Source organism: Streptomyces sp. NBC_00984, assembly GCF_045162475.1.
Taxonomy (GTDB): Bacteria; Actinomycetota; Actinomycetes; order Streptomycetales; family Streptomycetaceae; genus Streptomyces.
Map to the genome: position 1 here is coordinate 6,405,372 of NZ_CP108734.1, position 25,238 is coordinate 6,430,609.

Genomic DNA, 25,238 nt, shown 5'->3' on the forward strand with positions numbered 1-25,238 from the left:
TCCTGCGTACCGAAAGCGAAATGGCATGACACGTCGCTCCGCCCGGTCCGGACTCGTCCGGGCCGTCAACGACCGGCTCGCTCTCGATCTCCTCGTGGAGTCCGGTCCGTTGAGCCGCTCGGCGCTGGCCGACCGGACCGGCATGTCGAAACCGTCGGTGGCCGAGTTGATCGACCGGCTGCTCGACGCGGACCTCATCGAGGAGACCGGCATCGGCGGCGTGGGGCGGCGCGGCCCCAACGCCAGGCTGTACGGGCTCGTCCACGACCGGGCGTTCGTGGCCGGGGCGGAGGTCCGGGGCGGCGAGGTCACCGCCGTGATCACCGGCATCGGGGGCCGCGCCGTCGCCGAAGCGGCCATCACCACCCGGCCGCGCGACAACACCATCACCCTGGTGCGGGACGCCGTGGTCGCCGCGGCGGCGGACGGGGGCGCCGACCTGGACCGGCTGCACGGTGTGGTCGTCGGAACGCCCGGCATCGTCGATCCACGGTCGGGCGAGATCGGGTTCGCCGCCGATCTGCCCACCTGGGGAGGCGGGCTGCGGGATCTGCTGCGCCGTGAACTCGCCCACCCCGTACGGTTCGAGAACGAGGTCAATCTCTCCGCGCTCGCCGAGCACCGCGTCGGCGCGGCGCGCGGCCAGGAGGCATTCGCGCTGATCTCGCTGGGCGAGGGCGTCGGCATGGCGCTGATGCTCGACGGCCGGCTCGTGCGGGGTGCCTCGGGCGGCGCCGGGGAGATCGGCTACCTGCCGCTCGGCGACGGCGCCCTGGCACCCGCCCGGCCCGCCGAGGGCACCTATGCCGGAGGCTTCCAGGCGCTGGCGGGCGCACGGGCGGTGCGGGCCCTCGCCCGGCAGTACGGCTTCGACCGGCGCACGGCGGCGGCCGCCGTCCGGGCCGCCCACGCGGCGGGGGAGGACGGAGCCGCCTTCCTCGACGCGCTCGTCGAGCGCATCGCCGCCGGTGTCGCCGCCGTCTGCGCCGTCGTCGATCCCGGGCTCGTCGTCCTGACCGGGCCGCTGGGGCGCGTCGCCGGTGAGCTGCTCGGCGAGCGCCTCGCGGAGCGGGTCGGCGCGGCGACCCCCGTGCGCCCCGAGGTCCGTCCGTCGTCCATCGAGGGCAACCCGGTGCTGCGCGGCGCCGTGCTCTCGGCTCTCGACGCGGCCCGCGACGAGGTCTTCGGCCCCACGCTCCACGCACCGGCTCCGCACTGATCCCGACACCCCCGGCAGGCACCGGACCGGCACTCCTCACGGGCGCCGGTCCCCCTCGAAGGAGAACAACCGATGGCAAGGAAGAAGTGACCCCCGCCGAGAACGCCGACGCGACGCGATTGCCCGTCGTTCCCGTGCCGCACCGCTGGGTGCCCGGCGACGGGGAGTTCCGCCTGCACCGCTTCTCGCGGCTCGTGCTCGGCGACTCGCTCGCCGACGCGGTGGCCCCCCTGCTGCCCGGCCTGCGGACGCTGACCGGGCTCCCCCTGCCCAGCAGCACGCTCGCCCTCGCCGGTGACATGGGCGTACGTCTCGACCGCCGGCTTCCCCCGCAGGGCTACCGGTTGAGCGTCACCGACCGTGCCGTCCTGACCGCCGCCGACCCGGCAGGCGCCTTCTACGGCCTCCAGACCCTGCTGAAACTGCTCGGTTCGGCGGCCGACGGACGCACCCTGCCGCAGGGCGAGATCCGGGACGCCCCGCGCGCCGCCGTGCGGGGCGTGATGCTGGACGTCGGACGAAGGCGCTGGGACCTCGACGGGCTCCGCGCCTTCGTGCGCCGCGCTGCCTGGCTCGGCTGCAACCGGATCCAGCTGCACCTCACCGAGTGGAACGGCTTCCGCGTCCGGCTCCCCGGATTCGAGGAACTGGCGGCCGAGGACGCGTACACCCCCGCCGAGATCAACGAGTTGATCGCCCTCGCCGCCCGCCACCACATCGAGGTCGTGCCCGAGATCGACCTGCCCGCCCACGCCACCGCCCTGATCGCGCACCGGCCGGGCCTGCGCTTCACCGGGACCGGCGGCAGAGCGCTGAACGACGGCTCGGAGTGGACGGGCGAGCCCACCGACGGGTGGGTCATGGACATCACGAAGAAGGACAACCGCGACTGGATCGCCGGACTGCTGACCGCGTTCGTCACCGCGCTCGACTCCCGTACGGTCCACCTGGGCGGCGACGAATGGCCGCCGGAGCCGAGGCTGTCCCGGTGCGCCGCCCTGACCGCGTACGCCCGCTCGCTCGACCCGTCCTACCGGGCGACGGACGCGCTCGTCGCCTTCCTCAACGACATGGCGGGGCTCGTACGCGCCCTGGGGCGCACGGTGGAGCTGTGGAACTGGTGGGAGCACGCGGCGCGCCACGACGTGCGCGTCGCCCCCGACCAGGACATCCGGCTCACGGTGTGGGAACCGCACGACGCCGAACCCGGCCGCGGCACCGACTACTTCACCGACCGGGGTTACGACGTCATCACCTCCCCCCTGTCCACCCACTACGTGACACCCCGTACGGCCCCCGGCAACCGTCCCGGCAACAACCATGTGGTCCCCGACCCCAGAAGGGCCTACGCCGACTGGGAAGCCGAACCGGGCGGTGCCCACCAGGTGTGCGTGTGGGCGGACTGGGCCGAGGAACAGCCCGACGCCTACTTCGTCTGGCACGCGCGCCGCCCCCTGGAAGTCCTGGCCGACCGCATGTGGGGCGGCCCGCGCCACGCACACGTGGACCGACTCCTCGACGTGCTCGACCAGTTGGACCAGGACGAGCTGACGCGGGGGCGCGGCGGGCCCGCCGCGCCACGGGCCGAGGCCACGGGGCCCGAGCCGATCGCGCCGGCCGGCGGCCCCACCGTGGTGCGGCGCGTCAGGTTCCGCCCGCCGGTCGGGCCGGACGGCGAGGGCGAAGGGCAGTGGACCGCCGCCACCGCGGCGCTGCTCGACGCGACGCTCGGGGTCCGTTTCCAGGGCGCCGACGACCCCGACGGTCCTTGGTACGACCTCGCCGAGGTCGTCCACCAGCCCACCGCGACGTGGAACGAACTGCGCGTCGGGGACCCGGCACCGGAGCCGTACCGGTGGCTCCGGGCGTACGGCGCACCCGGCGAACTCGACACGCGATGGTACGGAGAGCGCGGAGAGCGCCGAGCGCGCGGAGGGAAGGCGTGATCGGCCACTTCCGTGTATCCGCCGGGCAGTCGGGGGGCGGCTTTCGCGAGCCTGGGGTAATGACGCATCGGGTCGCGGCCGATGAAGACGCGGATGGATCAGCCGCTCCGAGCGTGCGCGGGCCGGCCGCTCCGCAGGTGCGTGGATCAGCCGCTCTGGGCACGAGGCGCGTGCGGGGTGTCCGGGATCGGCTGCTCGGCCCAGATCGTCTTGCCGCGCCGGGTGTAGCGGCTGCCCCAGCGCGTGGTGAGCTGGGCGACCAGATACAGGCCGCGGCCCCCCTCGTCGGTGAGGAGGGCCCGGCGCATGCGGGGCTGGGTGGCGCTGGGGTCGGAGACCTCGCAGGTCAGCTGTCCCGCTCGGATCAGCCGCACCTCGACCGGGCCGCCGGCATGGCGGATGGCGTTGGTGACCAGCTCGCTCAGCACCAGTTCGGTGGTGAAGACGAGCTCCTCCAGCCCCCAGGCACGCAGCTGCCGGGCCGCGTCCTGCCGTACCCGGGCGACGGCGACCGGGTCGGCGTCCACGGGCCAGACCGCCGTGTTCCCGGGCGGCACCGCGTGGGTGCGGGCGAGCAGCAGGGTGACGTCGTCGGCGAGTTGGTGCGCGGGACGACCGGAGACGATCTCCTGGCCGAGCTCCCGCAGCGGTGCGGTGGTGGTGCCCGGCCGGGACAGCCGGCGGCTCAGTTCGGCCATGCCCTCGTCGAGGTCGCTGTCGCGTCCCTCGATCAGCCCGTCGGTGTAGAGCACGAGGAGGCTGCCGGGCGCCAGTTCGACCTCTGCCACCTCGAAGGGCAGACCGTTGACGCCCAACGGCGGACCGGGGTTCAGGGGCACGTACGAGACGGTCCCGTCCGGGGCCACGACGGCGGGCGGGGGGTGCCCGGCGGAGACCATCGCGCAGCGCCGGGAGACCGGGTCGTAGACGGCGTACAGGCAGGTGGCGCCGATCGGGTCGGCCCGGTGGACGCCGGGTGCCCCGCCGTCGTCCGGCCGGCTGGGCCGAACGGGTCCGCCGGGTCCGCCGGATGGGCCGGGCCGGTCGGGTTCGTCGGGCTCGTTGGGCTCGTCGCGGAGCTGGGAGACCAGGTCGTCGAGGTGGACCATCAGCTCGTCCGGTTCGAGATCGAGGTCGGCGAGGGTGCGGACGGCGGTACGGAGCCGCCCCATGGTGGCGGTGGCCCCCAGGCCGTGGCCGACCACGTCCCCGGCGACCAGGGCGACCCGGGCGGAGGACAGCGGGATCACGTCGAACCAGTCGCCGCCGACGCCGGTGGCGGTATCGGCCGGCAGATAGAAGCCGGAGGTGGTCACGGCGACGGTCTCGGCCTGCGCGGGCGGCAGCAGACTGCGCTGCAGGCCGACGGCTGCCCGGTGCTCCCGGGTGTAGCGGCGGGCGTTGTCCAGGGCGAGGGCCGCACGGGCGGCGATCTCGCACAGGAGGTCCAGGTCGGCCGATGCGTAGCCGGGCCGATCGGGGCCGCGCCGGACGGTCACCCGGCCGAGGAAGATGCCCCGGGCCCGCAGCGGGGCGGTCATCGACGCCGGGGAACGACCGACGGCCGGGGCGCAGTGGGCATCGGCCGGGACCACGGTGCCGGTCGGCACCTCCGCCGCCCGCTCCCCGGCCGCCGCGGTCCGGCGCAGCGGCAGCAGCCCGTCCTCGCCGGGAGCGGGCTCCTCGCCCGTGAACACCGACTCCGCGATCTCCACCACGGCGAGGTCGGCCAGTCCGGGCACCAGCACGGCGGCCAGCTCCTCACCGGTACCGGCGACGGACAGCGATCCGCCGACGGCCGCGGTGGCCTGATGCAGAATCGCCAGGCGCTCGTCCGAGCGGCGCTGCTCGGTGACGTCCGTGAACAGTGCGGTGACGCCGAAGACCTGCCCGTCCGGTGCCTGGAGCCGGAACGCCGAGATGGCCATCACCACCCCGCCGCCGGGATCCTCGATGGTCCGTACCGTCTCCTCCGCCAGGATCAGCGGCCGGCCGGTCCGCAGCACCTCGCGCAGCCGTCGCTCGACCGCCGCGGCGCCCTCGGCCTGCAGGAAGTCCCCCAGGCGCCGGTTGCGCAGGTCCGGCGGGAGGCCGGTGTACGGCAGCAGCTGGGTGTTGGTCCTGACCAGCCGCAGCTCCGCGTCGAACACGGCGAGACCCAGCCGGTCCTGCAGGAAGAGTTCCCGGGTGAACGCCTGGTCCTGCCGCCAGCGGTCGACCGTCCCGACCGGGGCCCAGAGCACGAGGTACCCGGTCGCGCCGTCGGCGGACGCCAGCGGCAGCGCGTGGAAGACGATGCCCAGATCCTCGCCCCGGCCGGTGCGCACCACGGCCTCGCCGGACCAGGCGGTCTCCCGGTATCCGGCCGGCGGTTCGGGACCGGCCGCCGGGTCCGCGAGCAGCTCCAGGGCGGGACGGCCGCAGACCTGCTCGGCCGGAAGTGCGAACAGCTTCTCCGCCGCGGGTGTCCAGCCGATGATGAGTCCGTCCGCATCGAGCAGGGCCCCGGCCGCGCTGTCCGCGAACGGGAGCCCGTTGTGCCCGGGTGCGTCCGGGAGGGTCTTGCCGTCCACCTCGTTCTCAGCTCCCTTTCCCGGCCCTGTCGGCGGTCCCGCGCCGCGTCCACGGACGTCTCCATCATCCCTCCGCTCGTTCCGGCCGCCAGTTCCGGCACCGGGCCGGTCCGCGGTGGGGCAGTATTTCGTTCAAGCATCTCGGCGGGAAGGTTCTGCATGTCCGATCGCACCGATGGAAGCACCGGCTCACTGCTGGCGGTGAGCGACCTTCATGTGGGCGTGGCGGACAACCGCCCCCTCATCGAGTCCCTGCGGCCCGATTCCGACGAGGACTGGCTGATCGTCGCCGGTGATGTCGCGGAGCGGATGGCGGACGTGGAGTGGGCGTTGCGGCTGCTCGCGGACCGGTTCGCCCGGGTGATCTGGGCCCCGGGGAACCATGAGTTGTGGACGCCGGAACGCGATCCGGTCCGGCTGCGGGGCCAGGAGCGGTACGAGCACCTGGTCGGGCTGTGCCGGAGCCTCGGGGTGGCCACTCCGGAGGACCCGTACCCGTTGTGGCCGGGCCCCGGCGGGCCGGTGGCCGTCGCGCCCGTGTTCGTGCTGTACGACTACAGCTTCCGGGCGCCGGGCACCACGACCAAGGAGGAGTCCCTGGCGTACGCGCGCCGGACGGGGGTGGTGTGCACCGACGAGTACCTGCTGCACCCCGACCCGTACCCGAGCCGCGACGCCTGGTGCCGGGCTCGGGTGGCGGAGACGGAACGGCGCCTCGCGGCACATGACCCGGAGGTCCCGCTGGTCATCGCCGGCCACTGGCCCCTGGTGCGCGAACCGATGGAGGTCCTGTGGTACCCCGAGTTCGCCCAGTGGTGCGGCACGCGGCTCACCGCCGACTGGCACCGGCGCTTCAACGTGGCGGCGATGGTCTACGGCCATCTGCACATCCCCCGCACGACCTGGTACGACGGAGTGCGCTTCGAGGAGGTCTCCATCGGCTACCCGAGGGAATGGCGCAAACGGGGCCACCCCAGGGGCCTGCTGCGGAAGATCCTCCCGTACGACGGCGACGGCGTCGCCGGGCAGGGGTCCGTCAGCGGTGGCCCAGCACGTTGACGACGCGGCCGTTCGGGTCGCGGACGAAGAAGCGGCGTACGCCCCACTCCTCGTCGCGCAACGGGTACACGATCTCCGCGCCGCTCTCCAGCATGGCCGCGTGGGCCGCGTCCACGTCCTCCACCTCGATGCTCATGTCCGGTGTGACCGGGGCGGTCGCGTCGGCGCCCATGATGCTGAGCTGGACCGTGGGGTGGGAGGCGGAGGCGAGCGTCATGATCCAGCCATGGTTCATGACCTCCTGGAGGCCCAGCAGACCGTAGAACTCCGCGTTCCGCTCCATCCCTTCGGCGGCGGGGCCACCGGCGGTCCGGATGTTGGGGACGATTCTGCGGACGGACATCGGCAACTCCTGTCGCGGGACTGACTCCGTGCCACCCGTCATCGGCGGTCCGGAGCGGATCAGATGACCGGCGGCCGTCCCAGTTTCGTCATCCGCCACACCGTGCGCCACCGCATCGGCTGCCTTCGTCCGCACGGGGTACGGACACCCTCGGCGAAGCCGCCGGCCCAGGCGCGCAGACCCGTCGCCGACCGGGTGCGGGCCACGGTGAGCAGGGTCCAGATGCCCAGGTAGGCCGGGACCAGGGGGAGGGGCAGGTTCCGGCGGGCCAGCCAGACCCGGTTGCGGGCCGTCAACCGGTAGTAGACGGAGTGCCTGGCCGGGGAGGTCTTGGGGTGCTGGAGCAGCAGATCGGGCTCGTAAAGGATCTTCCAGCCCGCGTCGAGCGCCCGCCAGGACAGGTCCGTCTCCTCGTGCGTGAAGAAGAACTCCGCCGGCCAGGGCCCCGTCTGGGCGAGCATCTTCATCGAGAAGGCGTGGCCGCCGCCCAGGAAGGCGGTGACCGGTCCGCGCCGCATCGGGTCGGAGGCGCGCAGGCGCGGTACGTGACGGCGCTGGGTCTCGCCGTGCTCGTCGGCGATCCGGAAGCCGATGATGCCGAGGTGCGGGTCGGCGGCGAACAGCTCCCGGACCTTGCGGAACACCCCGCTGTCGACCAGGAGTCCGTCGTCGTCGAGTTCGATGACGACATCCACGTCACCGAACTCCGCCAGCTTGGCCAGGGCGACGTTGCGGCCCCCGGGGCAGCCCAGGTTCTCCGCCAGCTCGATCGTCGTCACACCGCCGGGCAGATCGGACAGGCCGGGAAACGCGCCGAAGTCCGGGAGGGGCGATCCGTTGCCCACGACGACGAGGCGGGCCGGACGGACGTCCTGCCCGGCCACCGAGGCCAGCAGGGCCTCGACCTGCTGCGGGCGGTCGCCCATGGTGACGATGGATACGGCGATGCGTGGTTCGGACACGGTCGGCACTCCTGGTCTCGCTGCGGTGTCCGCGATCGTAGCCCCAAGAGATCGTCGCCCGTTGTTCAGCCACCCGTTGCCGCCCTGCCGGGCCCCGTGATTCTCAGCGTGCCGTGCCGGGGGTCCGGCGGGACGGGTCGAGCGGGGACCGCGGACGTGCCGCGACGCGTCGCACATGCCGGTCGAAGACGGCCGCCGCGTCGGGGGCGAGGGTGCGCAGCGCGACCATCGCCGTCACGATGACGTCGCAGAGCTCGGCCTCCACATCCTGCCAGGAATGGCTGGCGCCCTTGCGCGGGTTCTGGCCGGTCGCCCCGATGACGGCCTGGGCGACCTCGCCGACCTCCTCCGACAGCTTCAGCATCCGCAGCAGCAGATCCTGCTCGGGCGGGATGCCGGTCTCCGCGTCGAGCCAGCCGTGCAGCTCGTCGATCGTCCGCCAGGTGTCGTGGTCCCGGTCGTGGGGGGTGTCCTGCCGGGGGCGGTGGGTGCTCTGCTGGTCCATGGTGCTCAGAGGCTGTCGGGTGACCTCCAATCGGGCAGCCACGGTCTGGCACGCACGCTTCCCGCGTTGCCGAAATGCCCTAGTAGCTCCGCTACGAGGACATCCCGGCGCCTTGGAATCGCACGCACCAGACCGCGTCCGCTTTCCGATCGGAGGTCACCCGACAGCCTCTCAGCCTGCCAGCCGCGACCGGCCGGCCGAGCGCGTCGGCGTGGGCCCGTCAGTCCCCGATGCGGGTTCCCGTCCCGCTCACCCGCACCCGGGCGTCGCCCGCCCGCAGTTCGACCGTGAGCGTGCCGGGGCGGCCCATGTCCTCGCCCTGGTGGAGGGTGAGGAGCGCGGTGTCGGGAACGAGGCCCCCGGCGCGCAGATAGGCGCCGAAGGCGGCTGCCGCCGCGCCGGTGGCGGGGTCCTCGACGACGCCGCCGACCGGGAACGGATCGCGGACGTGGAAGACGGCCGGCGCCGCCCGCCACACCAGCTGCAGGGTCGTCAGGTCCAGCCGGTGCATCAGTGCTTCGAGGCGCGCGAAGTCGTAACGGAGGTCGGCCAGCCGCTCACGGGTCGCGGCGGCCAGCACCAGATGGCGGGCGCCCGCGAAGGCGATCCGGGGCGGCAGGGCCGGGTCGAGATCGGCGGCCGGCCAGTCCAGGGCGGCGAGCGCCTCCGCCAGGTCGTCGGGGGCGATGTCCGCGACATCCGGTTCGACGCTGGTGAGCGTGGCGCGGAGTTCGGCGCCCTCCCGGGTGACGGTGACCGGGACCGTGCCCGCGCGCGTGCCGAACACCAGGTCGCCGGGGCCGTCGCGCTCGGCGAGCGCCAGGGCCGTCGCGACGGTGGCGTGGCCGCAGAACGGGACCTCGGCCTTCGGGCTGAAATAGCGGATGGTGTACTCCCGGGCGCCCGACGACCCCGCACCGCCCGGCGACCCCGCACCGCCCGGCTCTCCCCGCCCGGTCAGGAACGCCGACTCGCTGTAGCCCAGCTCCGCCGCGACGGCGAGCATGGCGGCGTCGTCGAGACCGGACGCGTCAAGGACGACCCCGGCCGGATTGCCGCCCTCCGGGTCGGCGGAGAACGCGGTGTAGCGCAGGACATCGATACTTGGAATCTGGCTCATGCCGCAGGTCAACCCTGCCGCGGCCCGGGGCATTCCCTTCCCGTCGGCAAAAAGGGGTGCCCCGGCCGCGGTCGCCCGACAGGCGCTCAGTGGCAGTTCTTGGTGCCCTTGCTCGACTTCGTCCAGGAGCAGGAGTCCTGGAGTTTGCCGTTCGGCTTGATCAGCCGGGCCTTGTCGCCGGTGTTGTTCCAGACGTACGAACCGCGGTTCCAGTACACGTTGCCCGAGGCGTTCTTGCCCCGGCCGGTGTGGACCTTGACGGTCTTGCCCGCGGCGATGGTGTAGCTGCCGAAGGTGTACGTGTAACCGGTGTTGTCCTTCAGCTTGTAGCCCTTGAGCTGCAGCTTCGACTTGCTGTTGTTGTGGATGTCCACCCACTCGGCGTTGAGGGACGTGTTGCTGCGGGTGTCCTTGCCGGGGCTGTCGTACTGGATCTTGCCGAGGTGCAGCCCGCCCTGGTGCGGGGCGGCGGAGGCGGGGGCCGCGACGAGCAGCGAGCCGGCCAGGGCGGTGGCGGCTGCCAGGGTGAGGGGGGCCACGGTGCATATGCGCATGCTGTGTTCCTTGTGTGGAATTTTGGTGAAGGGGTGTCAGCATAAGGGCAGCGCACGGCGACCCGGCGCGCGGGGGGCGACCGCCCGCGCCGGGGTGCTCGTCGGAGCGTCCCGTCAGCCGCGGCCCACGTACGGCATCGCCGTCGCCAGGACCGTCGCGAACTGCATGTTCGCCTCCAGCGGCAACTCCGCCATGTGGAGCACCGTCCGGGCCACGTCCGCCGCCGCCATCACCGGCTCGACCGCGAGTTCGCCGTTGGCCTGGAGGATGCCGGTCCGCATCTGCTCGGTCATGTCCGTGGCCGCGTTGCCGATGTCGATCTGCCCGCAGGCGATCCGGTACGGACGCCCGTCCAGCGACAGTGACTTCGTCAGCCCCGTCATGGCGTGCTTGGTCGTGGTGTAGGCGACCGAGTGGGGGCGCGGCGCATGGGCGGAGATCGAGCCGTTGTTGATGATCCGGCCGCCCTGCGGGGCCTGTTCCTTCATCAGCCGGTACGCCGCCTGCGCGCACAGGAACGCACCCGTCACGTTCACGTCCACCACCGAGCGCCAGTCCGCCACCGAGAGGTCCTCCACCGGGACGGAACGCGGGCCGAACGCACCGGCGTTGTTGAAGAGCAGATCGAGGCGGCCGAAGCACTCCCGCACCGAGGAGAAGAGCGCGCTCACGTCGTCGGGGCGCGACACATCGGCGGGGACGGTGATCACCCGGGCGTTCTCCCCGGCCAGTGCGGCGGTTTCGGCGAGGGGTTCCGGGCGCCGGCCCGCGAGCGCGACCGACCAGCCGGCGCCGGTCAGGGCGAGCGCCACCGCGCGGCCGATCCCTGAGCCCGCGCCCGTCACGACCGCCGTCTTCGCATCGGAATTCAACACCTCGTTGCTCATGACGCCGCAGCGTACGCCGTTCCTCCCCGGGGTGCGCGTGAGGCCACATGGGGTCAAGGCGGCGCGTGGGGCGGCGCGTTCGCACGTCGGCCGGGTGCCGAAGATGATCACTGTCTCGTCTCGGATGCGTGATTTGTCCCCGCGGACCCATTGCTGCCGCATTCCTCATCCACGCGACGTCCGAGCGACGCGAACACGACAGCCGCTCGATGTGCTGAGCCGGTGAACTGCTCGCGTACACCACCAGCCAGGGGAGGGTCAGATGACAGACTCATCGCACCAGCAGGAGATGCGCGACGCCGCCAAGCAGGTCGGGCGTCGCCGCTTCCTCACCGTCACCGGCGCCGCCGCCGCGCTCGCCTTCTCGGTCAACCTGCCCGCCGCGGGCACCGCGAGCGCCGCCGAGCTGGACTCCAGGAAGATCGGCGACGACCCGTTCACCCTCGGCGTCGCCTCCGGCGACCCGCTTCCCGACTCGGTCCTGCTGTGGACGAGACTCGCACCGCGCCCCTACGAGGCCGGCAGCGGACTGCCCCGGGCCCGGGTGCAGGTGAGCTGGGAACTCGCCCGCGACGAGCGCTTCTCCCGCGTCGTGCGGCGCGGATCGGCCACCGCCCACCCGGAGTTCGACCACAGCGTCCACGTCGAGGTCAAGGGACTCGACGCCGACCGCGTGTTCTACTACCGCTTCCGCACCGGGACCTGGACCAGCCCCGTCGGCCGGACCCGCACCGCCCCCGCCCGCGGCGCCCGCAACAGCTCGCTGAGCCTGGCCGCCGTCTCCTGCCAGGCGTACCACGACGGCTACTTCACCGCGTACAAGCACCTCGCCCAGGAGGACGTCGACGTCGTCTTCCACCTCGGCGACTACCTCTACGAGTACGCCGTCGACGCGACCGGCGGAGCCCGTAAGTACGCCGACCGCAGGCTCCCCGCCCACTACAACCGGGAGACGGTCACGCTGGAGGACTACCGGCTGCGGTACGGCCTCTACAAGTCCGACCCCGACCTGCGTGCCGCCCACGCCGCGCACCCCTTCGTCGTCACCTGGGACGACCACGAGACCGAGAACAACTACGCGGGCGACACTCCCGAGAACGACGTGCCGCCGGAGGAGTTCCTGCTGCGCCGCGCCGCCGCGTACCGCGCGTACTGGGAGAACCAGCCGCTGCGCGCCCCGCAGCGCCCCACCGGCCCGGACATGAAGCTCTACCGGCGCCTGCGGTTCGGCCGGCTCGCCCAGTTCGACATCCTCGACACCCGCCAGTACCGCAGCGACCAGGCGTACGGCGACGGCTGGCAGACGCCCGGACCGGAGTCCCAGGACCCGTCGCGCACCATGACCGGCGCCACCCAGGAGCGCTGGCTGATCGACGGCTGGCACGCCTCGCAGGCCACCTGGAACGTCGTGCCGCAGCAGGTCACCTTCGCCCAGCGGCGCGACGTCCCCACCGACGCCTTCAAGGTGTCCATGGACGCGTGGGACGGCTACCCCGCCTCCCGGGGCCGCATCCTGAAGGGCGCCGAGGCCGCCGGGGTCGCCAACCTGATGGTGCTGACCGGCGATGTGCACGTCGGCTACGGCTTCGACCTGAAGAAGGACTTCGACGACCCCTCGTCCCGCACCGTCGGCACGGAGATCGTCGCCACCTCCATCACCAGCGGCAAGGACGGCTCGGACCGGCCCGGCAGCTGGAACAACCAGATGCAGGCCAACCCGCACATGAAGTTCTTCAACGGCCGCCGCGGATACGCCGTCGTCACACTGGGCCGGGACCGGGCGCGCGCCGACTACCGCACGGTGTCCGCCGTCACCACGCCCGGCGCGCCCCTGGCGACGGCCGGGTCGTTCGTCACCGAGGTCGGGAACCAGGGCCTCACCCCTGCGTGAGGCCCCTCCCGGACAGCCCCGGTCAGCCGAGGTCGTCGGCCGGGTAGCGGACGCCGATGCGGTCACGTACCGCGTCGAGCGTCCGCATCACGGCGAGCGACCCGTCCAGCGGCACCAGCGGCGACTCCGTCTCGCCCGCCCGCAGCGCCCGTGCCACCTCGGCCTGCTCGAACTGCAGGCCGCGCAGCCCCGCACCGGCCGCCCCGGCGGTGAACTCCTCGGGGTCGTGTCCCGTCCGGTGCAGCACGAACCGCTCCGGGTAGAAGAAGCCGCGCGGGAACTCGATCCGGCCCTTCGAGCCCGTGACCGCCGCGGTCTGCGGAGTGTCCGCGACCACCGAACAGTTCAACAGCGCCGAGGTGCCCGCATCCGACCAGCCCAGCAGCATCGCGGTGTGCAGATCGACGCCCTCGGGGGAGAGCACCGCGTCGGCCTGCACCCGGTCCGGCTCACCCAGCAGCAGATGCGCGAACGACACCGGGTAGACCCCGAGATCCAGCAGCGCGCCGCCGCCCAGCGCCCGGTCGCGCAGCCGGTGTTCGGGACCGAAGGGGCCCGCGAGCCCGAAGTCGGCCTGCACGGAGCGGATGTCGCCGATGGCGCCGTCCCGCACCAGCTCCGTCATGCGCCGGATGACCGGGTTGCAGTACGTCCACATGGCCTCCATCAGGAAGAGGCCGCGGTCCCGGGCGAGCTTCACCAGCTCGTCCGCCTCCCGGGCGTTGAGCGTGAACGCCTTCTCGCACACCACGTGCTTCCCGGCCTCCAGGCAGAGCGCCGCCGCCTCCCGGTGCGCCGAGTGCGGCGTCGCGACGTACACCACGTCGACTTCCTCGTCGGCGGCGAGAGCGGCCCAGCTGCCGTACGCCCGGGGTATCCCGAACCGCTGTGCGAACGCCTGCGCCGAGGCATCTGTCCGAGATGCGACGGCCACCACTTCCGCGTCCGGCATCGACCGGAGATCCTCGGTGAACGCCGCGGCGATACCGCCGGTCGCCAGCACACCCCACCGCACAGCGCCGCTCATGCCTGTCATGTCTGCTCCCCAAAAGGTCTCGACCAGTCCGGCTGAGCTGAGAGCATAGATGCGGATTCAACGACATGGAGATGAGAATGCCGGAGAGCGGCGCAAGCCGGGCCCAGCAGGAACGCACACACATACCGACCGCCGGGACCGGAGCCTCTGAGCCCGGAGCCACCGGCGCACTTCCCGGAAAACCGGCCGCTGCCGAAGCGGCCAGGCGCACCGGACTTCTCGTCACCCTCGTCCTCGGCGGCCTCACCGCGGTACCGCCGCTCTCCATGGACATGTACCTCCCCGCCCTGCCCGCGGTCACCGAGTCCCTGCACGCTCCTGCCGCCACCGTCCAGCTCACCCTCACCGCCTGCCTGACCGGCCTGGCGCTCGGACAGGTCGTCGTCGGACCGTTGAGCGACCGGTGGGGCAGGCGCAGGCCGCTGCTCCTCGGCATGGCCATCTACGTCATTGCCACCGCGATGTGCGTCTTCGCGCCCACCACCGGGCTTCTCATCGGCTTCCGCCTTCTCCAGGGTCTGGCCGGTGCGGCGGGCATCGTCATCGCCCGTGCCGTGGTGCGCGACATGTACGACGGCGTGGAGATGGCCAGGTTCTTCTCCACCCTGATGCTCATCTCCGGCGTCGCGCCGATCGTCGCCCCGCTGATCGGCGGACAGGTGCTGCGGTTCACCGACTGGCGCGGAATCTTCGCCGTCCTCACCGTCGTCGGCCTGGCGCTCACCCTCGTCGTCTGGAAGTGGCTGGGCGAGACCCTGCCGCCGCAGGACCGGCACACCGGCGGCCTCGGCGACGCGCTGCGCACCATGCGCGGACTGCTCGCCGACCGGGTCTTCACCGGCTACATGATCGCGGGCAGCCTCGCCTTCGCCACCCTCTTCTCGTACGTGAGCGCGTCGCCGTTCGTCATGCAGGAGATCTACGGGGCATCGCCGCAGACGTTCAGCCTGCTCTTCGGCATCAACTCGGTCGGCATGATCATCGTCGGCCAGATCAACGGCAGGCTGCTGGTCGGCCGGGTCAGCCTGGACAAGGCACTCACCTTCGGGCTCTGCGTCATCACGCTCGCCGCGCTCGCGCTGCTGCTGATGACGACCGGGGTCTTCGGGGAGGTGGGCCTGGCCCCGGTCGCCGCCGGGCTGTTCGTGCTGATGTCGGCGATGGGGATGGCGATGCCGAACACGAACGCGCAGGCGCTGATGCGTACGAAACACGCCGCGGGATCCGCCTCCGCGCTGCTCGGCACCTCGTCGTTCCTGATCGGTGCCGTCGCCTCGCCGCTCGTCGGGATCGCGGGCGAGGACACGGCCGTTCCGATGGCTGTCGTCCAGCTGGTGTGCGCGGTGGGCGCGATGGTCTGCTTCCTCGGGCTGTGCCGGCCCTGGCAGCGGACGTCGTGACACGGGCGGCGGGACCGGGGCCGAGGATCAGCCCCAGGTCTTGCCACTGATCGGCTCCGGCCCGAACCAGCGGGAGAGGACGGAGGCCAGCGGTGGCACCGCGCCGTCTTCGGACGCGTGCTTGAAGGTGTGGACCACGCAGGTCTGCACCGGATGCATCGGCCCGCCGGGTTCCTCGCAGTCGTTGGCGTACAGCGGCCGGTGCTGCGGGCGCGCCAGGGCGAAGCAGACCAGCATCGTGCGGTGGTCCTCGAACCGGAAGTACTCGGTGATCGCCCGGTTGCCGAAGTCCATGCGGTCGAAGACGACGGCGATGTCCTCGGCGCCGTACGGGGCGGCCCGCAGCGCCGGCAGCACGTCGAGGACCGCGTCACCGGAAGCGAGCAGCCGGGCCTCCTCGTGGGAATCCCCCCAGGGCGGCGGATCGTCGTCCCGCAGGTCTTCGGGATACTCCTCGGTCCGCAGCACCGTGCCGACGGGAGGCCGGTCCCAGCGGGCCTGCCCGCTGACGCTGCCCCAGTTCAGACTGGCGTTGACGCAGAGCTTCCCCACGACGAGCGCCCACGGTGTCCGGACCACGCGCTCACGTGCCAGCTCGACCACGAGACGGCCGAAGGCCTCCGGCCGCAGGAGAGTCGGCTCGGGCGGTGCGATGAAGGCGTCGGTCCAGATTCCCATGCCCTCTTGTAACAGCGGGGTCCGGAGCGGGGCGAACGGATTTCCGCGCCCCGCTCCGGACCCCGCGACGCCTCTCGACGTTCTCCGCGACGCCGCCGCGCCGTGCTACGACGACCTCGGGTAGCCGATCAGGTGCGGGCGGTCCTTCTCGTCCGTCCAGCGGAACAGGCCGACACCGTCCGCCGTCTCCATGCCCGGAACCCGTACGTTCGACGGCAGGGCGCCCGTCGAACCGCTCCTGACGGCGACCGCGACCGGGGCGCCGCCGCCGGCCAGCACGTCCGCCGCGTTGCGTGCGCTCGCCGCGCCGTACGCGGTGCCCTCGTCGTTCACGGACGCCAGCGTCAGCGGCTTGGTGCCGTCCGCCCCCTCGAAGCAGAACCCCCGCTTCGTGGCCAGGTCGAACGCGAGCGGTCCGGCCACCAGGTAGGAGCCCGAGGGCGCGGAGACGAGCTGCGGGTACTGGCCCGGCTTTATCGCGGGCTTGCTGCACTCCACCGAAGCCAGGGTCTTGCCCGTCTCCGCGTCCTGCACCGCCCACATGTCGTGGGTGGTGGCGCGCTTGGCGCCCTTCGCGAGCTGCCACTTCGCCAGGATCAGACCGGGGATCACCGACGTCGGGATCCCGCTGAGCCTGTCCGTGCCCTTGGGGGCGACATTGCGGCTGAACCAGCCGCCCTGCACCCAGAACTCCTTGGACCCGCTGACCAGCAGGCCCTTCTGCGTCAGCCCGCGCACCTCGGTGAGCTGCTTGCAGGTCTTGCAGTCCTTCGGGTACTTGAGCGCGGCAGCCGTGACGTTCGACACCTGGCCGGTCACCGGGTCGACCACCGCGCTGTTCGTCCGGCCGTCGCTGATGAGGATGCCGGGGCCGGTGGTGGAGACCGTCGGAACGGAGTTCCACGGCACCTCGACGCGCCGCCGGGAACCGTCCTCCACGTCGTAGACATCCAGCGAGACGATGGTGTCGGCGGGGGTCAGCGCGTTCTCGCCGACCTTTCCGTACGCCCACGTCACGAAGTACTCGTGGTCGTCGACGGTGACCGGGAGGAGTCTCGGGAACTGGTGCGGGGACGGGGGCCGCCAGCTCTCGCCGTGCCAGCCGGCCTCTCCCGTCTTGGAATCGATGGTCCGCAGCTGGTACTTGGTCTCCGACTCCCGCACCAGATAGGCGAGACGGCCCGTCGTCCGGGAGATCGCGTAGTCGGGCGAGGTCCCGATGAGCTCCCAGCCGTGCTCCGTCGCGTACGCGGAAGGAACGGTGAGCTGCGTCACCTTCGTCGGGCTCTTTCCGGCCTGCTTCTCCGGCCTGTCCGTGCTCTTCTCGCCGCTGCCGCACGTGGCGAGCAGAAGAAGCATGGCAAGCACGATCACTCCGCCGACCAGAGCCAGGCGCACGATCTTCTGTCTCATGGTTCCCCTCAATGGGCAATCCCGACCTCGCGGCGGTCAGCGTAGCAACTTGCGCAGGCATCGCGGCAGTTCGGATTCCGTGCAGTTCGGCGCGGATACCGGGGCGGGGGCGACTGGTTCGGCTTTGCCTACAATTCGTCGGTGAACGCCACCCTCCCCACCGCGGAAGTCCTGCGCGCGGCGCTGGCCGGACTGCTCGACGGGCTGCCGCCCAAGCAGGCCGCCCAGGCCGTCGAACGGCTCATCGCCAACTACCGCGGGACCACCCCGACCGACGCGCCGGTGCTCCGCGACCGTTCCGACGTCGCCGCGTACGCCGCGTACCGGATGCCCGCCACCTTCGAAGCCGTACGGTCCGCCCTCGCCGCGCTCCAGGAGGCCGCGCCGGACTGGACGCCCGCCACGCACACCGACATCGGCGGTGGCACCGGAGCGGCGAGCTGGGCCGTGGCGGGGGCCTGGGAGGGGCCGCGGACGACCGTGCTGGACTGGGCCGAGCCCGCGCTCACCCTCGGCCGCGAGCTGGCCGGCCTGTCCGGCATTCCCGCCCTGCGCGCCGCCGAGTGGCGCCGGGCCCGGATCGGCGCGGGCCTCGAACTCGCCCCCACGGACCTGATCACCGTCTCCTACGTACTCAAGGAGCTGACGGCGGACGTGCGCGCCGCCCTCGTCGACACCGCCGCCGCGGCGGCGCAGGCGGTCGTGGTCGTCGAACCGGGCACCCCCGACGGCTACGCCCGGATCATCGAGGCCCGCGACCGGCTGATCGCCGCCGGACTGAGCGTCGCCGCGCCCTGCCCGCACAGCGAGGCCTGCCCGATCGAGCCGGGCACGGACTGGTGCCACTTCTCGGCCCGGGTCAGCCGCTCCTCGCTGCACCGGCAGGTCAAGGGCGGCTCGCTGCCGTACGAGGACGAGAAGTTCAGCTATGTGGTGGCGACCCGCTTCGGGACGGAGCCCGTCCGCGCGCGGGTCACCCGCAAGCCGCAGATCCGCAAGGGGCAGGTGCTGCTGGACCTGTGCACCCGCGACGAGGCCCTGCGGCGTGCCACGGTCACCAAGCGGCACGGCGAGCTGTACCGGGCCGCCCGGGACGTCGCGTGGGGCGACGCGTGGCCGCCCGGCGAGAACACCTGAGGGGCGGCCCGCCCGCTCACCCCCGCAGCTCCTGCGTGCAGCACTTCACGCTGCCGCCGCCCTTGAGCAGCTCGCCCAGGTCCATCGGCACCGGTTCGAAGCCCCGCGCCCGCAGCGGATCGAAGAGCCCCGTCGCGGCCTGCGGCAGCAGCACATGGCGTCCGTCGCTCACCGCGTTCAGGCCGAGCGCCGCGGCGTCCGCCTCCTCGGCGATCAGCGCACCGGGGAAGAGCCGGGCCAGCACCGCCCGGCTGCCCGGCGAGAAGGCGCCCGGGTAGTACATGATCTCGTCGCCCGCGTCGTCGAGCACCGACAGCGCCGTGTCCAGGTGGTAGTAGCGCGGGTCGACCAGATCGAGCCCGATCACCGGGCGCCCGAAGAACTCCTGCGCCTCGCCGTGCGAGAGCGGACTGGACCGGAAGCCCCGCCCGGCCAGGACGTACGACGAGGTGACCGCGAAGTCGCCCTCGCCCTCGTTGACGTGGTCCGGTTCATGGATCTCGGTGAAGCCGTTCGCCCGGAACCACTCGCGGTGGGCCCCGGCTTCCTCGTACCGCTCCTGGTACGCGAAGCGGGCGCCCAGCACCCGGCCGTCGATGACGGTGGCGCCGTTGGCGGCGAACACCATGTCGGGCAGCTCGGGGCGGGGGGCGATCAGCTCCACGGTGTGCCCCAGGGCGCGGTACCGGTCGCGCAGGTCCTCCCACTGGGTCTGGGCCAGGGGCAGGTCCACGGGTTTGCTGGGGTCCATCCAGGGGTTGATGGAGTACGTCACCCTGAAGTGCGTGGGCGCGCACATCAGGTAGCGGCGGGGTGTGGCTTCACGAGGCAACGAAGGCTCCTCACGAAAGGCAGGGGTTGCCTGCCGGGGGACTTCGCACGGGTCTGTGCGTGAGCCCATGGTCCGCTCTCCGGGGCCCGCGCGCAGTGATCCGATCGGGTGGTTCCGCGCGACGGGGAGACGATACGTATCGACTCGTCCCGCTGCTGGATCGACGGGCATGGTAGAGACCCGGCAGCCCGACTCCAGTCGCCGCAGCGAGCGCTCGCGCCGCGCGATCCATGACGCGGCGCCCGGCCTGGTCGCGGAGGTGGGCTACCCGAGGACCACGACCACGCCCTGCGCGGGCCGGCGCCCTGTGACGCACCCGTCATTTCATGACAAGAAGTGGCATAGTGCCCAGCTCGCGGCACTGTCGTCCGTACCCCGCTTCGGGACTCCGGCCACCCGAGGCGCAGGATGGTGGGACCATGGGCGGGGGCAACGCTGAGGTAAGGGGATAGATGGGCGCCGATTTCGGCCGTTATCGCGGCTCAGAGAGCAAATTTTCCCAATGGCTTCGCCGCCGACCCAAACCGCAGCAGAGCGAGGTCGACGACACCGCCCGGGAGGCGCTGCTCCTGGCCGTCGCCGAGGCCGGAATGCCGATCGCGCCGGCCGCCCATCCCGTCGGATACCGATGTTCGTGCGAACGCATCGGCTGTCCCACCCCCGCCCGGCACCCGATCTCCTTCGCCTGGCAGACGCAGTCCACCACCGACCGGGCCCAGATCGAGCGCTGGGCCCACAGCCAGCCGCAGGCCAACTTCATCACCGCGACCGGCATGATCCACGACGTTCTCGACGTGCCGCTGTCCGCGGGCAGCCAGGCGCTGGAACGGCTCCTCGCCGCGGGCATCGACGTCGGCCCCGTCGCCCGGTCCGGCGACGACCGGATGCTCTTCTTCACCGCCACCCGCGGTACGCCCGAGGACGAGGACGAATGGTGGCCGTGCGAGCTGGACTGCCACCCCGAGACCATGGACGAGCATCCGGGGCTGCGGTGGCACTGCCGCGGCAGCTATGTGCTCCTGCCGCCGGCCCGGCTCCCCGGCGAACTGGACGTGCGGTGGGTGCGCGGGCCGGAGAACCCGCTGCCCGATCCGCTGACCCTGCTGGAGACGCTCACCGACGCGTGCGCGCAGTACGCGGACGAGGCGGACCAGAGCGATCTCGACCATGACTCGGTGGCGTGGCCGCTGAGCCGTTAGCGCACCGTCCGGATCACGACCGGGGCCGTTCCCGCACGCGGGGCGGCCCCGGTCGTGTCACGAGCCCTTCGCCGCCGTCAGGCCCGGTAGCCTGTTCAGTACGACCACCTTGCCGCCGTCCTTCGTCGAGCCCTTCTTCGGGACGTACACCAGCTCGCTGGAGACCCGCTCCTTGATGAGGGTGGACTCCACCTCACCGGTCAGCAGCGCCTCCACGTCCTGGTTGAGCGGCGGGCGCAGCCCCTTCGCCGCGGTCTGCCGCTCGAAGTGCTTGCTGCTGAAGAAGACCAGCGCCCCGCCGTCGTCCGTCTCCAGGCCGAGCGGGCCGAACGTACCGCTGTCCAGCGGCCGGTCGATGTACTGGTACGAGAAGCCCGCCCGCCGGGTGGTCCGGCGCGACTCCCGCCAGTCCGAGGTGGCGGAGCCGGGGGCGAAGACGTCCGGGGTGCCCTTCTGCAGGTACTGCGTGTACTGGGTGCTCAAGTCCTCGGGTGCCACGGCCAGTTCGGTGCTGTCGACGGCCACCGGCCTGGCCCGGCCCTCGTCGTCCTTCGCGAAGATCGGCACCTGGGAGGTGGCGAGGACCGACAGGTAGGAGGCCTTCCACCCGGCGCCGGGCCCGGACTTGACGAAGACGACCAGCCAGCGGGTGTCCAGCTTCCCGCTGTCCTGGTCGCGGTTGGAGTCGGTGTCCGCGAGGAACCACCGCGGCCAGCCGGCCTTCTTCGGGATGAGATACCGGGCGTCGGTCAGCTCCAGCGGCGAGTGGTCCGGGTTGCCGTCCGGATGGTTCTTCTGCCGCGCCGTCAGCCCGGCCTGATTGATCGCGCCGAGCGGGCCGGTGACCCGGTCCGCGTCCAGGGCCGGGTCGTACGCCTTGTCCGCCGCGTTGTACGCGGTGGTGAACGCCTTCAGGGCCTGCGCGGCCTCAGACCTGGTTGCCCCCGGCACCACTTCCAGCTCGCCGTGCACCGTCACGCAACCGCTCGCCGTCATGGACAGCACCGTCGCCGTCGCGAGCCCCGTCGCCAGCCGAATCGGCCTCAGGCTTCTCATCCGTTGCTTTCCGCACCTTCTGATCCGTCGCCCTTTCTGACCGTCCGAACCCTACCGGGGCGAGGAACAGCGCGAGGGTGGGGATCAGATACAGCGCCCACACCGTGATCTGGAGAACGGTCGGGTCGGGCTGGAAGTTGAACGTGCCCTTCAGCAGCGTGCCGTACCAGCTGTCCGGCGGAATCGTGGCGCTGATGTCGAACGCCTGGTTGTGGAGACCGCCGATGAACTCGGCTTCCTGGAGGTCGTGGACGCCGTACGCGAGCACGCCCGCGGCGACGATCACCAGCATGCCGCCGGTCCAGGTGAAGAACTTCGAGAGGTTGATCCTCAGGGCGCCCCGGTAGAACAGCCAGCCCAGCACGACGGCGGACGCGATGCCGAGGAGCGCGCCGATCATCGGGTGCCAGCCGTCGTCCGCCGCGTGCACCGCACGCCACACGAACAGCGAGGTCTCCAGGCCCTCCCGGCCCACCGCGAGGAGCGCCGTGGCGACCAGCGCGCCGGTACCCATCGCGAGCGCCTCGTCGAGCTTGCCGTGCAGCTCCGTCTTCAGGTGCCGCGCGGTGCGCCGCATCCAGAAGACCATCCAGGTGACCAGGCCGACGGAGACGATCGACAGCGAACCGCCGAGCGCCTCCTGTGCCTTGAACGTCATCTCCTGCGAACCGAATTCGAGCCCGGCGCCGAACGCCAGGCTGACGACGATCGCGATCCCTACCCCGGTCCAGATCGGCACCAGCTTGTTCTTGTTGCCGGTCTTCACCAGATAGGCGATGAGGATGCAGACGACCAGGCTGGCCTCAAGGCCCTCGCGCAGGCCGATCAGGAAGTTGCTGAACACGTCTCGGTTCTCCTTTTCTGCTTCGAGTCCCGTTGTTTCTGCTTCGAGTCTCGTTACGAGAACAGCGCCCGGCCCCACCAGTCGCCCTTGTCGCGGACGCCCGGCGGGACGGCGAAGTGCGCCGAACCCACGTGCTGGATGTACTCGTTGAGTGCGTCGTGCGCCGCCAGGCGCCGCTGGAGCGGAATGAACGCCTTGCGGACATCGCGCTGGTAGGCGAGGAAGAACAGCCCGGCGTCGAGCCGGCCGAGGCCGTCCGTGCCGTCGGTGAAGGAGTAGCCGCGGCGCAGGATCGTCGCACCGCCGTTGCTGTCCGGGTGGGCGAGCCGCACGTGCGCGGTCGGCAGCATCGCCTTCAGGAACGGCTCGTCGCGCTCCTTGGCCTTGCCGACCGGGGCGCCCTCGCCCTTGTCGCGGCCGAAGACGTCCTCCTGCTCCTGGAGCGGGGCGCGGTCCCAGGTCTCGATGTGCATCCGGATGCGGCGGGCCACCAGGTACGAACCCCCGGTCATCCAGCCCGCGTCGTCCTTCGGGCCGACCCACACGTGCTCGTCCAGGGCGGCGGTGTCGGTGCCGGAGATGTTCCGGGTGCCGTCCTTGAAGCCCATCATGTTGCGCGGGGTCTGGGCGTCCGGCGTCGTCGAGGACGTCTTGCCGAAGCCCAGCTGGGACCAGCGGATCGCGGTGCGGCCCATGCCGATCCTGGCGAGGTTGCGGATGGCGTGCACCGCGACCTGCGGGTCGTCCGCACACGCCTGGACGCAGAGATCGCCGCCGCTGCGGGCCGCGTCGAGGTTGTCGCCGGGGAACTTCGGCAGATCGACGAGCGCTTCGGGCCGCTTGTCCTCCAGGCCGAACCGGCCCTTGGCGAAGAGCGAGGGGCCGAAGCCGATGGTCAGCGTCAGCCGGGACGGCTTCAGCCCCAGCGCCTCGCCCGTGTCGTCCGGCGGGGCCTCGGCGAGACCGCCGTACGCCCCGTCGCCGACCGCGTGACCGGCCGTCATCCGCTCTGCCGCCCGCGTCCACTCCTTGAGCAGCGCGATCAGCTCGGCGCGGTCCCTCGTCGTCACGTCGAACGCGGCGAAGTGCAGCCTGTCCTGTACGGCGGTGGCGATACCGGCCTGGTGCGCACCGTGGAACGGCACGGCCGCACCGCTGTCCGCGGCCGGCACCGCGTCGTTCTCCGTGCGCACTGCGGCGACCGCTCCGCCGGCCGCGACGGCGCCCAGCGCGAGACCCGCGCCGCCCCAGCCGAGCAGCGCCCGGCGGGACGGGGCGGGAGAAGAGGTCTTCTCCGGGGTTTCGCCGGCCTGTGTCTGGTCGGACATGACCAAAGCCTTCCCGCTCGTTACTTCGTCACCGCGGCGGCGAGCCGGGACAGCGGCTCGGCCAGCGCGTTGACCGCGTCCGAGAGCTCCTTGCGGTCCGCCTTGCCGACCTTCTCGTACGAGGTGAACTCGTAGGAGCTCTTGTCCTTGCGGTACTTGTCCAGCAGCGTGTTCAGCTCCGCGAACCGCTTGTCCAGGGTGGCGGTCAGCGCCGCGTCGTTCTTCGAGGCGATCGGCTTCAGCAGCTCGTAGGACTTCTCGGCGCCCTCGACGTTGCCCTTGAAGTCGATCAGGTCGGTGTGGCTGTAGCGCTCCTCCTCACCGGTGACCTTGCCGGTGGCGACCTCGTCGAGGAGTTCCTTGGCGCCGTTGGCCATCGAGGTCGGGGTGATGTCGGCCGTGCCGACCCGCTTCTGCCAGTCGAGCAGGTCCTTGTAGAGGACCGGGGCGAGGGCCTTCTCCTCGGCGCCCAGCTTCTTGTCCTGCCACAGCGCCTTCTCCAGGCGGTGCCAGCCGGTCCACTTCTGGCCGTCCTCCAGGCCGTCCTCGCGGATGTCGACCTTCGGGTCGATGTCACCGAAGGACTCGGCGACCGGCTCGGTGCGCTCCCAGCCGAGCCGGGAGTCGGCGTAGATCTTCTTGGCGGCCTCGATGTCACCGGCGGCGACGGCGTCCGTGAACTTCTTGGCCTTCGGCAGCGTCTCGTCGGCCTGGGCCTGGACGTAGGTGCGGTACTCCGCGACGGCCTTGTCCATCTCGGGGCTGCGCTTGGCCGCGTTGCCGCCGGTGACTTCCAGCTTCTGCCGGATGCCGTGGCCCTTCATACCGGGCTTGCAGGCGACCTCGTACGAACCGGCCTTGATCTCGGCCGTGATGGTGGCCTTGGTGCCGGGGCCGATGTTCTCGCGCTCGGCGACGATGCGGTCGTCCGGGAAGAGGACGTAGACCTCGGTGACCTTGGATCCCTTGTTCTGCACGGCCAGTTCGACGTGACCGGCCGGAAGCTTCTTCTTCGACACCTCGCAGGAGTCGTCCTTCGCGACGACCTGCAGGGCGCCGTCGCCCTTGCCGTCGCTCTTCTGTGCGCAGCCCGTGACTGCGGTCAGAGCGGCCACCGTGGCGGCAGCGGTGACGACGGAGAAACGAACGGCTCGCATACGGGCTCCACATGAGGACGAAGGAGAAGCGGGAGAAGATCCGGACAAAAACAGGTGAGGCGAACCTAACTTAACCGAGGCTTACCTGAGCAATACCC

General features: G+C 71.7%; 22 protein-coding genes. 7 read left to right on the forward strand and 15 right to left on the reverse strand.

Going from position 1 to position 25,238, the window contains the following annotated elements; translation table 11 throughout:
* Positions 1-25: 25 nt before the first annotated feature.
* Together OG520_RS28675 and OG520_RS28680 are read left to right on the forward strand one after the other, a co-directional pair.
* Positions 26-1,219: an ROK family protein gene (locus tag OG520_RS28675; protein WP_399326221.1), complete on the forward strand. Its 1,194-nt coding sequence runs from the start codon at positions 26-28 to the stop codon at positions 1,217-1,219.
* Positions 1,220-1,305: 86 nt separating this feature from the next.
* A complete protein-coding gene (locus OG520_RS28680) occupies positions 1,306-3,165 on the forward strand; it encodes a family 20 glycosylhydrolase (RefSeq protein WP_406015101.1) in 1,860 nt (619 codons plus the stop codon).
* A gap of 146 nt (positions 3,166-3,311) precedes the next feature.
* On the opposite strand, the gene OG520_RS28685 is transcribed toward OG520_RS28680, so the two are convergent.
* Entirely contained in the window at positions 3,312-5,738 is a 2,427-nt protein-coding gene (locus OG520_RS28685) for a SpoIIE family protein phosphatase (RefSeq protein ID WP_406015102.1), read from the reverse strand.
* 159 nt (positions 5,739-5,897) lie between these two features.
* Between OG520_RS28685 and OG520_RS28690 the strand changes: the two genes are divergently transcribed.
* The gene (locus OG520_RS28690; RefSeq protein ID WP_406015103.1) at positions 5,898-6,797 is read left to right on the forward strand and encodes a metallophosphoesterase family protein; all 900 of its coding nucleotides are present in this window, start codon (positions 5,898-5,900) and stop codon (positions 6,795-6,797) included.
* Here OG520_RS28690 and OG520_RS28695 read toward each other — a convergent pair.
* The 6 genes from OG520_RS28695 to OG520_RS28720 form a co-directional block, all read right to left on the reverse strand.
* The gene (locus OG520_RS28695; RefSeq protein ID WP_406015104.1) at positions 6,775-7,140 is read right to left on the reverse strand and encodes a VOC family protein; all 366 of its coding nucleotides are present in this window, start codon (positions 7,138-7,140) and stop codon (positions 6,775-6,777) included. The two genes, OG520_RS28690 and OG520_RS28695, sit on opposite strands and share 23 nt — an antisense overlap.
* A gap of 59 nt (positions 7,141-7,199) precedes the next feature.
* Entirely contained in the window at positions 7,200-8,102 is a 903-nt protein-coding gene (locus OG520_RS28700; RefSeq protein ID WP_406015105.1) for a glycosyltransferase family 2 protein, read from the reverse strand.
* 103 nt (positions 8,103-8,205) lie between these two features.
* Positions 8,206-8,607 carry a MazG-like family protein gene (locus OG520_RS28705; RefSeq protein ID WP_406015106.1) on the reverse strand — a complete coding sequence of 134 codons (402 nt, stop codon included), beginning with the start codon at positions 8,605-8,607 and terminating at the stop codon, positions 8,206-8,208.
* Positions 8,608-8,827: 220 nt separating this feature from the next.
* Positions 8,828-9,727, reverse strand: a complete 900-nt coding sequence (locus OG520_RS28710) for a PhzF family phenazine biosynthesis protein (RefSeq protein ID WP_406015107.1) — start codon at positions 9,725-9,727, stop codon at positions 8,828-8,830.
* Positions 9,728-9,813: 86 nt separating this feature from the next.
* Positions 9,814-10,281, reverse strand: coding sequence for a lamin tail domain-containing protein (locus OG520_RS28715; RefSeq protein ID WP_406015108.1), 468 nt, complete (start codon positions 10,279-10,281; stop codon positions 9,814-9,816).
* Positions 10,282-10,395: 114 nt separating this feature from the next.
* Entirely contained in the window at positions 10,396-11,169 is a 774-nt protein-coding gene (locus OG520_RS28720) for an SDR family oxidoreductase (RefSeq protein ID WP_406015109.1), read from the reverse strand.
* 262 nt (positions 11,170-11,431) lie between these two features.
* On the opposite strand from OG520_RS28720, the gene OG520_RS28725 reads away from it, so the two are divergent.
* Complete coding sequence (locus OG520_RS28725; RefSeq protein WP_399326205.1) at positions 11,432-13,060, forward strand: alkaline phosphatase D family protein; 1,629 nt, start codon at positions 11,432-11,434, stop codon at positions 13,058-13,060.
* A gap of 22 nt (positions 13,061-13,082) precedes the next feature.
* On the opposite strand, the gene OG520_RS28730 is transcribed toward OG520_RS28725, so the two are convergent.
* Complete coding sequence (locus tag OG520_RS28730) at positions 13,083-14,087, reverse strand: Gfo/Idh/MocA family protein (protein WP_406016592.1); 1,005 nt, start codon at positions 14,085-14,087, stop codon at positions 13,083-13,085.
* 86 nt (positions 14,088-14,173) lie between these two features.
* Between OG520_RS28730 and OG520_RS28735 the strand changes: the two genes are divergently transcribed.
* The gene (locus OG520_RS28735) at positions 14,174-15,496 is read left to right on the forward strand and encodes a multidrug effflux MFS transporter (protein ID WP_406015110.1); all 1,323 of its coding nucleotides are present in this window, start codon (positions 14,174-14,176) and stop codon (positions 15,494-15,496) included.
* Positions 15,497-15,523: 27 nt separating this feature from the next.
* On the opposite strand, the gene OG520_RS28740 is transcribed toward OG520_RS28735, so the two are convergent.
* Positions 15,524-16,174, reverse strand: coding sequence for a hypothetical protein (locus OG520_RS28740; protein WP_406015111.1), 651 nt, complete (start codon positions 16,172-16,174; stop codon positions 15,524-15,526).
* A gap of 105 nt (positions 16,175-16,279) precedes the next feature.
* Positions 16,280-17,587: a hypothetical protein gene (locus tag OG520_RS28745; protein WP_406015112.1), complete on the reverse strand. Its 1,308-nt coding sequence runs from the start codon at positions 17,585-17,587 to the stop codon at positions 16,280-16,282.
* A gap of 141 nt (positions 17,588-17,728) precedes the next feature.
* On the opposite strand from OG520_RS28745, the gene OG520_RS28750 reads away from it, so the two are divergent.
* The gene (locus OG520_RS28750) at positions 17,729-18,724 is read left to right on the forward strand and encodes a small ribosomal subunit Rsm22 family protein (RefSeq protein WP_406015113.1); all 996 of its coding nucleotides are present in this window, start codon (positions 17,729-17,731) and stop codon (positions 18,722-18,724) included.
* Positions 18,725-18,740: 16 nt separating this feature from the next.
* On the opposite strand, the gene ddaH is transcribed toward OG520_RS28750, so the two are convergent.
* A complete protein-coding gene (gene ddaH, locus OG520_RS28755; protein ID WP_406015114.1) occupies positions 18,741-19,625 on the reverse strand; it encodes a dimethylargininase in 885 nt (294 codons plus the stop codon).
* 383 nt (positions 19,626-20,008) lie between these two features.
* On the opposite strand from ddaH, the gene OG520_RS28760 reads away from it, so the two are divergent.
* Positions 20,009-20,755, forward strand: coding sequence for a bifunctional DNA primase/polymerase (locus tag OG520_RS28760; RefSeq protein WP_399326195.1), 747 nt, complete (start codon positions 20,009-20,011; stop codon positions 20,753-20,755).
* A 57-nt stretch (positions 20,756-20,812) separates the two neighbouring features.
* Here the strand turns inward: OG520_RS28760 and OG520_RS28765 are convergent, their stop codons facing one another.
* The 4 genes from OG520_RS28765 to efeO are packed head-to-tail and all read right to left on the reverse strand — an operon-like array spanning position 20,813 to position 25,140.
* A complete protein-coding gene (locus OG520_RS28765; protein WP_406015115.1) occupies positions 20,813-21,751 on the reverse strand; it encodes a hypothetical protein in 939 nt (312 codons plus the stop codon).
* Positions 21,684-22,655 (reverse strand): iron uptake transporter permease EfeU, encoded by a 972-nt coding sequence (efeU, locus tag OG520_RS28770; protein ID WP_399326191.1) that lies wholly within the window; start codon positions 22,653-22,655, stop codon positions 21,684-21,686. Before efeU ends, OG520_RS28765 begins: the two co-directional genes overlap by 68 nt.
* 53 nt (positions 22,656-22,708) lie before the next feature.
* Positions 22,709-23,983, reverse strand: coding sequence for an iron uptake transporter deferrochelatase/peroxidase subunit (gene efeB / locus OG520_RS28775; protein ID WP_406015116.1), 1,275 nt, complete (start codon positions 23,981-23,983; stop codon positions 22,709-22,711).
* A 20-nt stretch (positions 23,984-24,003) separates the two neighbouring features.
* The gene (efeO, locus tag OG520_RS28780; RefSeq protein WP_406015117.1) at positions 24,004-25,140 is read right to left on the reverse strand and encodes an iron uptake system protein EfeO; all 1,137 of its coding nucleotides are present in this window, start codon (positions 25,138-25,140) and stop codon (positions 24,004-24,006) included.
* Between the last annotated feature and the right edge of the window lie 98 nt (positions 25,141-25,238).

Coding starts and splice junctions, on each gene's coding strand:
- OG520_RS28725 (WP_399326205.1), top strand. CDS start 11,432: ATGACAGACTCATCGCACCAGCAGGAGATGCGCGACGCCGCCAAGCAG.
- OG520_RS28675 (WP_399326221.1), top strand. CDS start 26: ATGACACGTCGCTCCGCCCGGTCCGGACTCGTCCGGGCCGTCAACGAC.
- OG520_RS28715 (WP_406015108.1), bottom strand. CDS start 10,281: ATGCGCATATGCACCGTGGCCCCCCTCACCCTGGCAGCCGCCACCGCC.
- ddaH (WP_406015114.1), bottom strand. CDS start 19,625: ATGGGCTCACGCACAGACCCGTGCGAAGTCCCCCGGCAGGCAACCCCT.
- OG520_RS28740 (WP_406015111.1), bottom strand. CDS start 16,174: ATGGGAATCTGGACCGACGCCTTCATCGCACCGCCCGAGCCGACTCTC.
- OG520_RS28695 (WP_406015104.1), bottom strand. CDS start 7,140: ATGTCCGTCCGCAGAATCGTCCCCAACATCCGGACCGCCGGTGGCCCC.
- OG520_RS28710 (WP_406015107.1), bottom strand. CDS start 9,727: ATGAGCCAGATTCCAAGTATCGATGTCCTGCGCTACACCGCGTTCTCC.
- OG520_RS28760 (WP_399326195.1), top strand. CDS start 20,009: ATGGGCGCCGATTTCGGCCGTTATCGCGGCTCAGAGAGCAAATTTTCC.
- OG520_RS28720 (WP_406015109.1), bottom strand. CDS start 11,169: ATGAGCAACGAGGTGTTGAATTCCGATGCGAAGACGGCGGTCGTGACG.
- OG520_RS28705 (WP_406015106.1), bottom strand. CDS start 8,607: ATGGACCAGCAGAGCACCCACCGCCCCCGGCAGGACACCCCCCACGAC.
- OG520_RS28745 (WP_406015112.1), bottom strand. CDS start 17,587: ATGAGACAGAAGATCGTGCGCCTGGCTCTGGTCGGCGGAGTGATCGTG.
- OG520_RS28690 (WP_406015103.1), top strand. CDS start 5,898: ATGTCCGATCGCACCGATGGAAGCACCGGCTCACTGCTGGCGGTGAGC.
- efeB (WP_406015116.1), bottom strand. CDS start 23,983: ATGTCCGACCAGACACAGGCCGGCGAAACCCCGGAGAAGACCTCTTCT.
- OG520_RS28730 (WP_406016592.1), bottom strand. CDS start 14,087: ATGAGCGGCGCTGTGCGGTGGGGTGTGCTGGCGACCGGCGGTATCGCC.
- efeO (WP_406015117.1), bottom strand. CDS start 25,140: ATGCGAGCCGTTCGTTTCTCCGTCGTCACCGCTGCCGCCACGGTGGCC.
- OG520_RS28765 (WP_406015115.1), bottom strand. CDS start 21,751: ATGACGGCGAGCGGTTGCGTGACGGTGCACGGCGAGCTGGAAGTGGTG.
- OG520_RS28735 (WP_406015110.1), top strand. CDS start 14,174: ATGCCGGAGAGCGGCGCAAGCCGGGCCCAGCAGGAACGCACACACATA.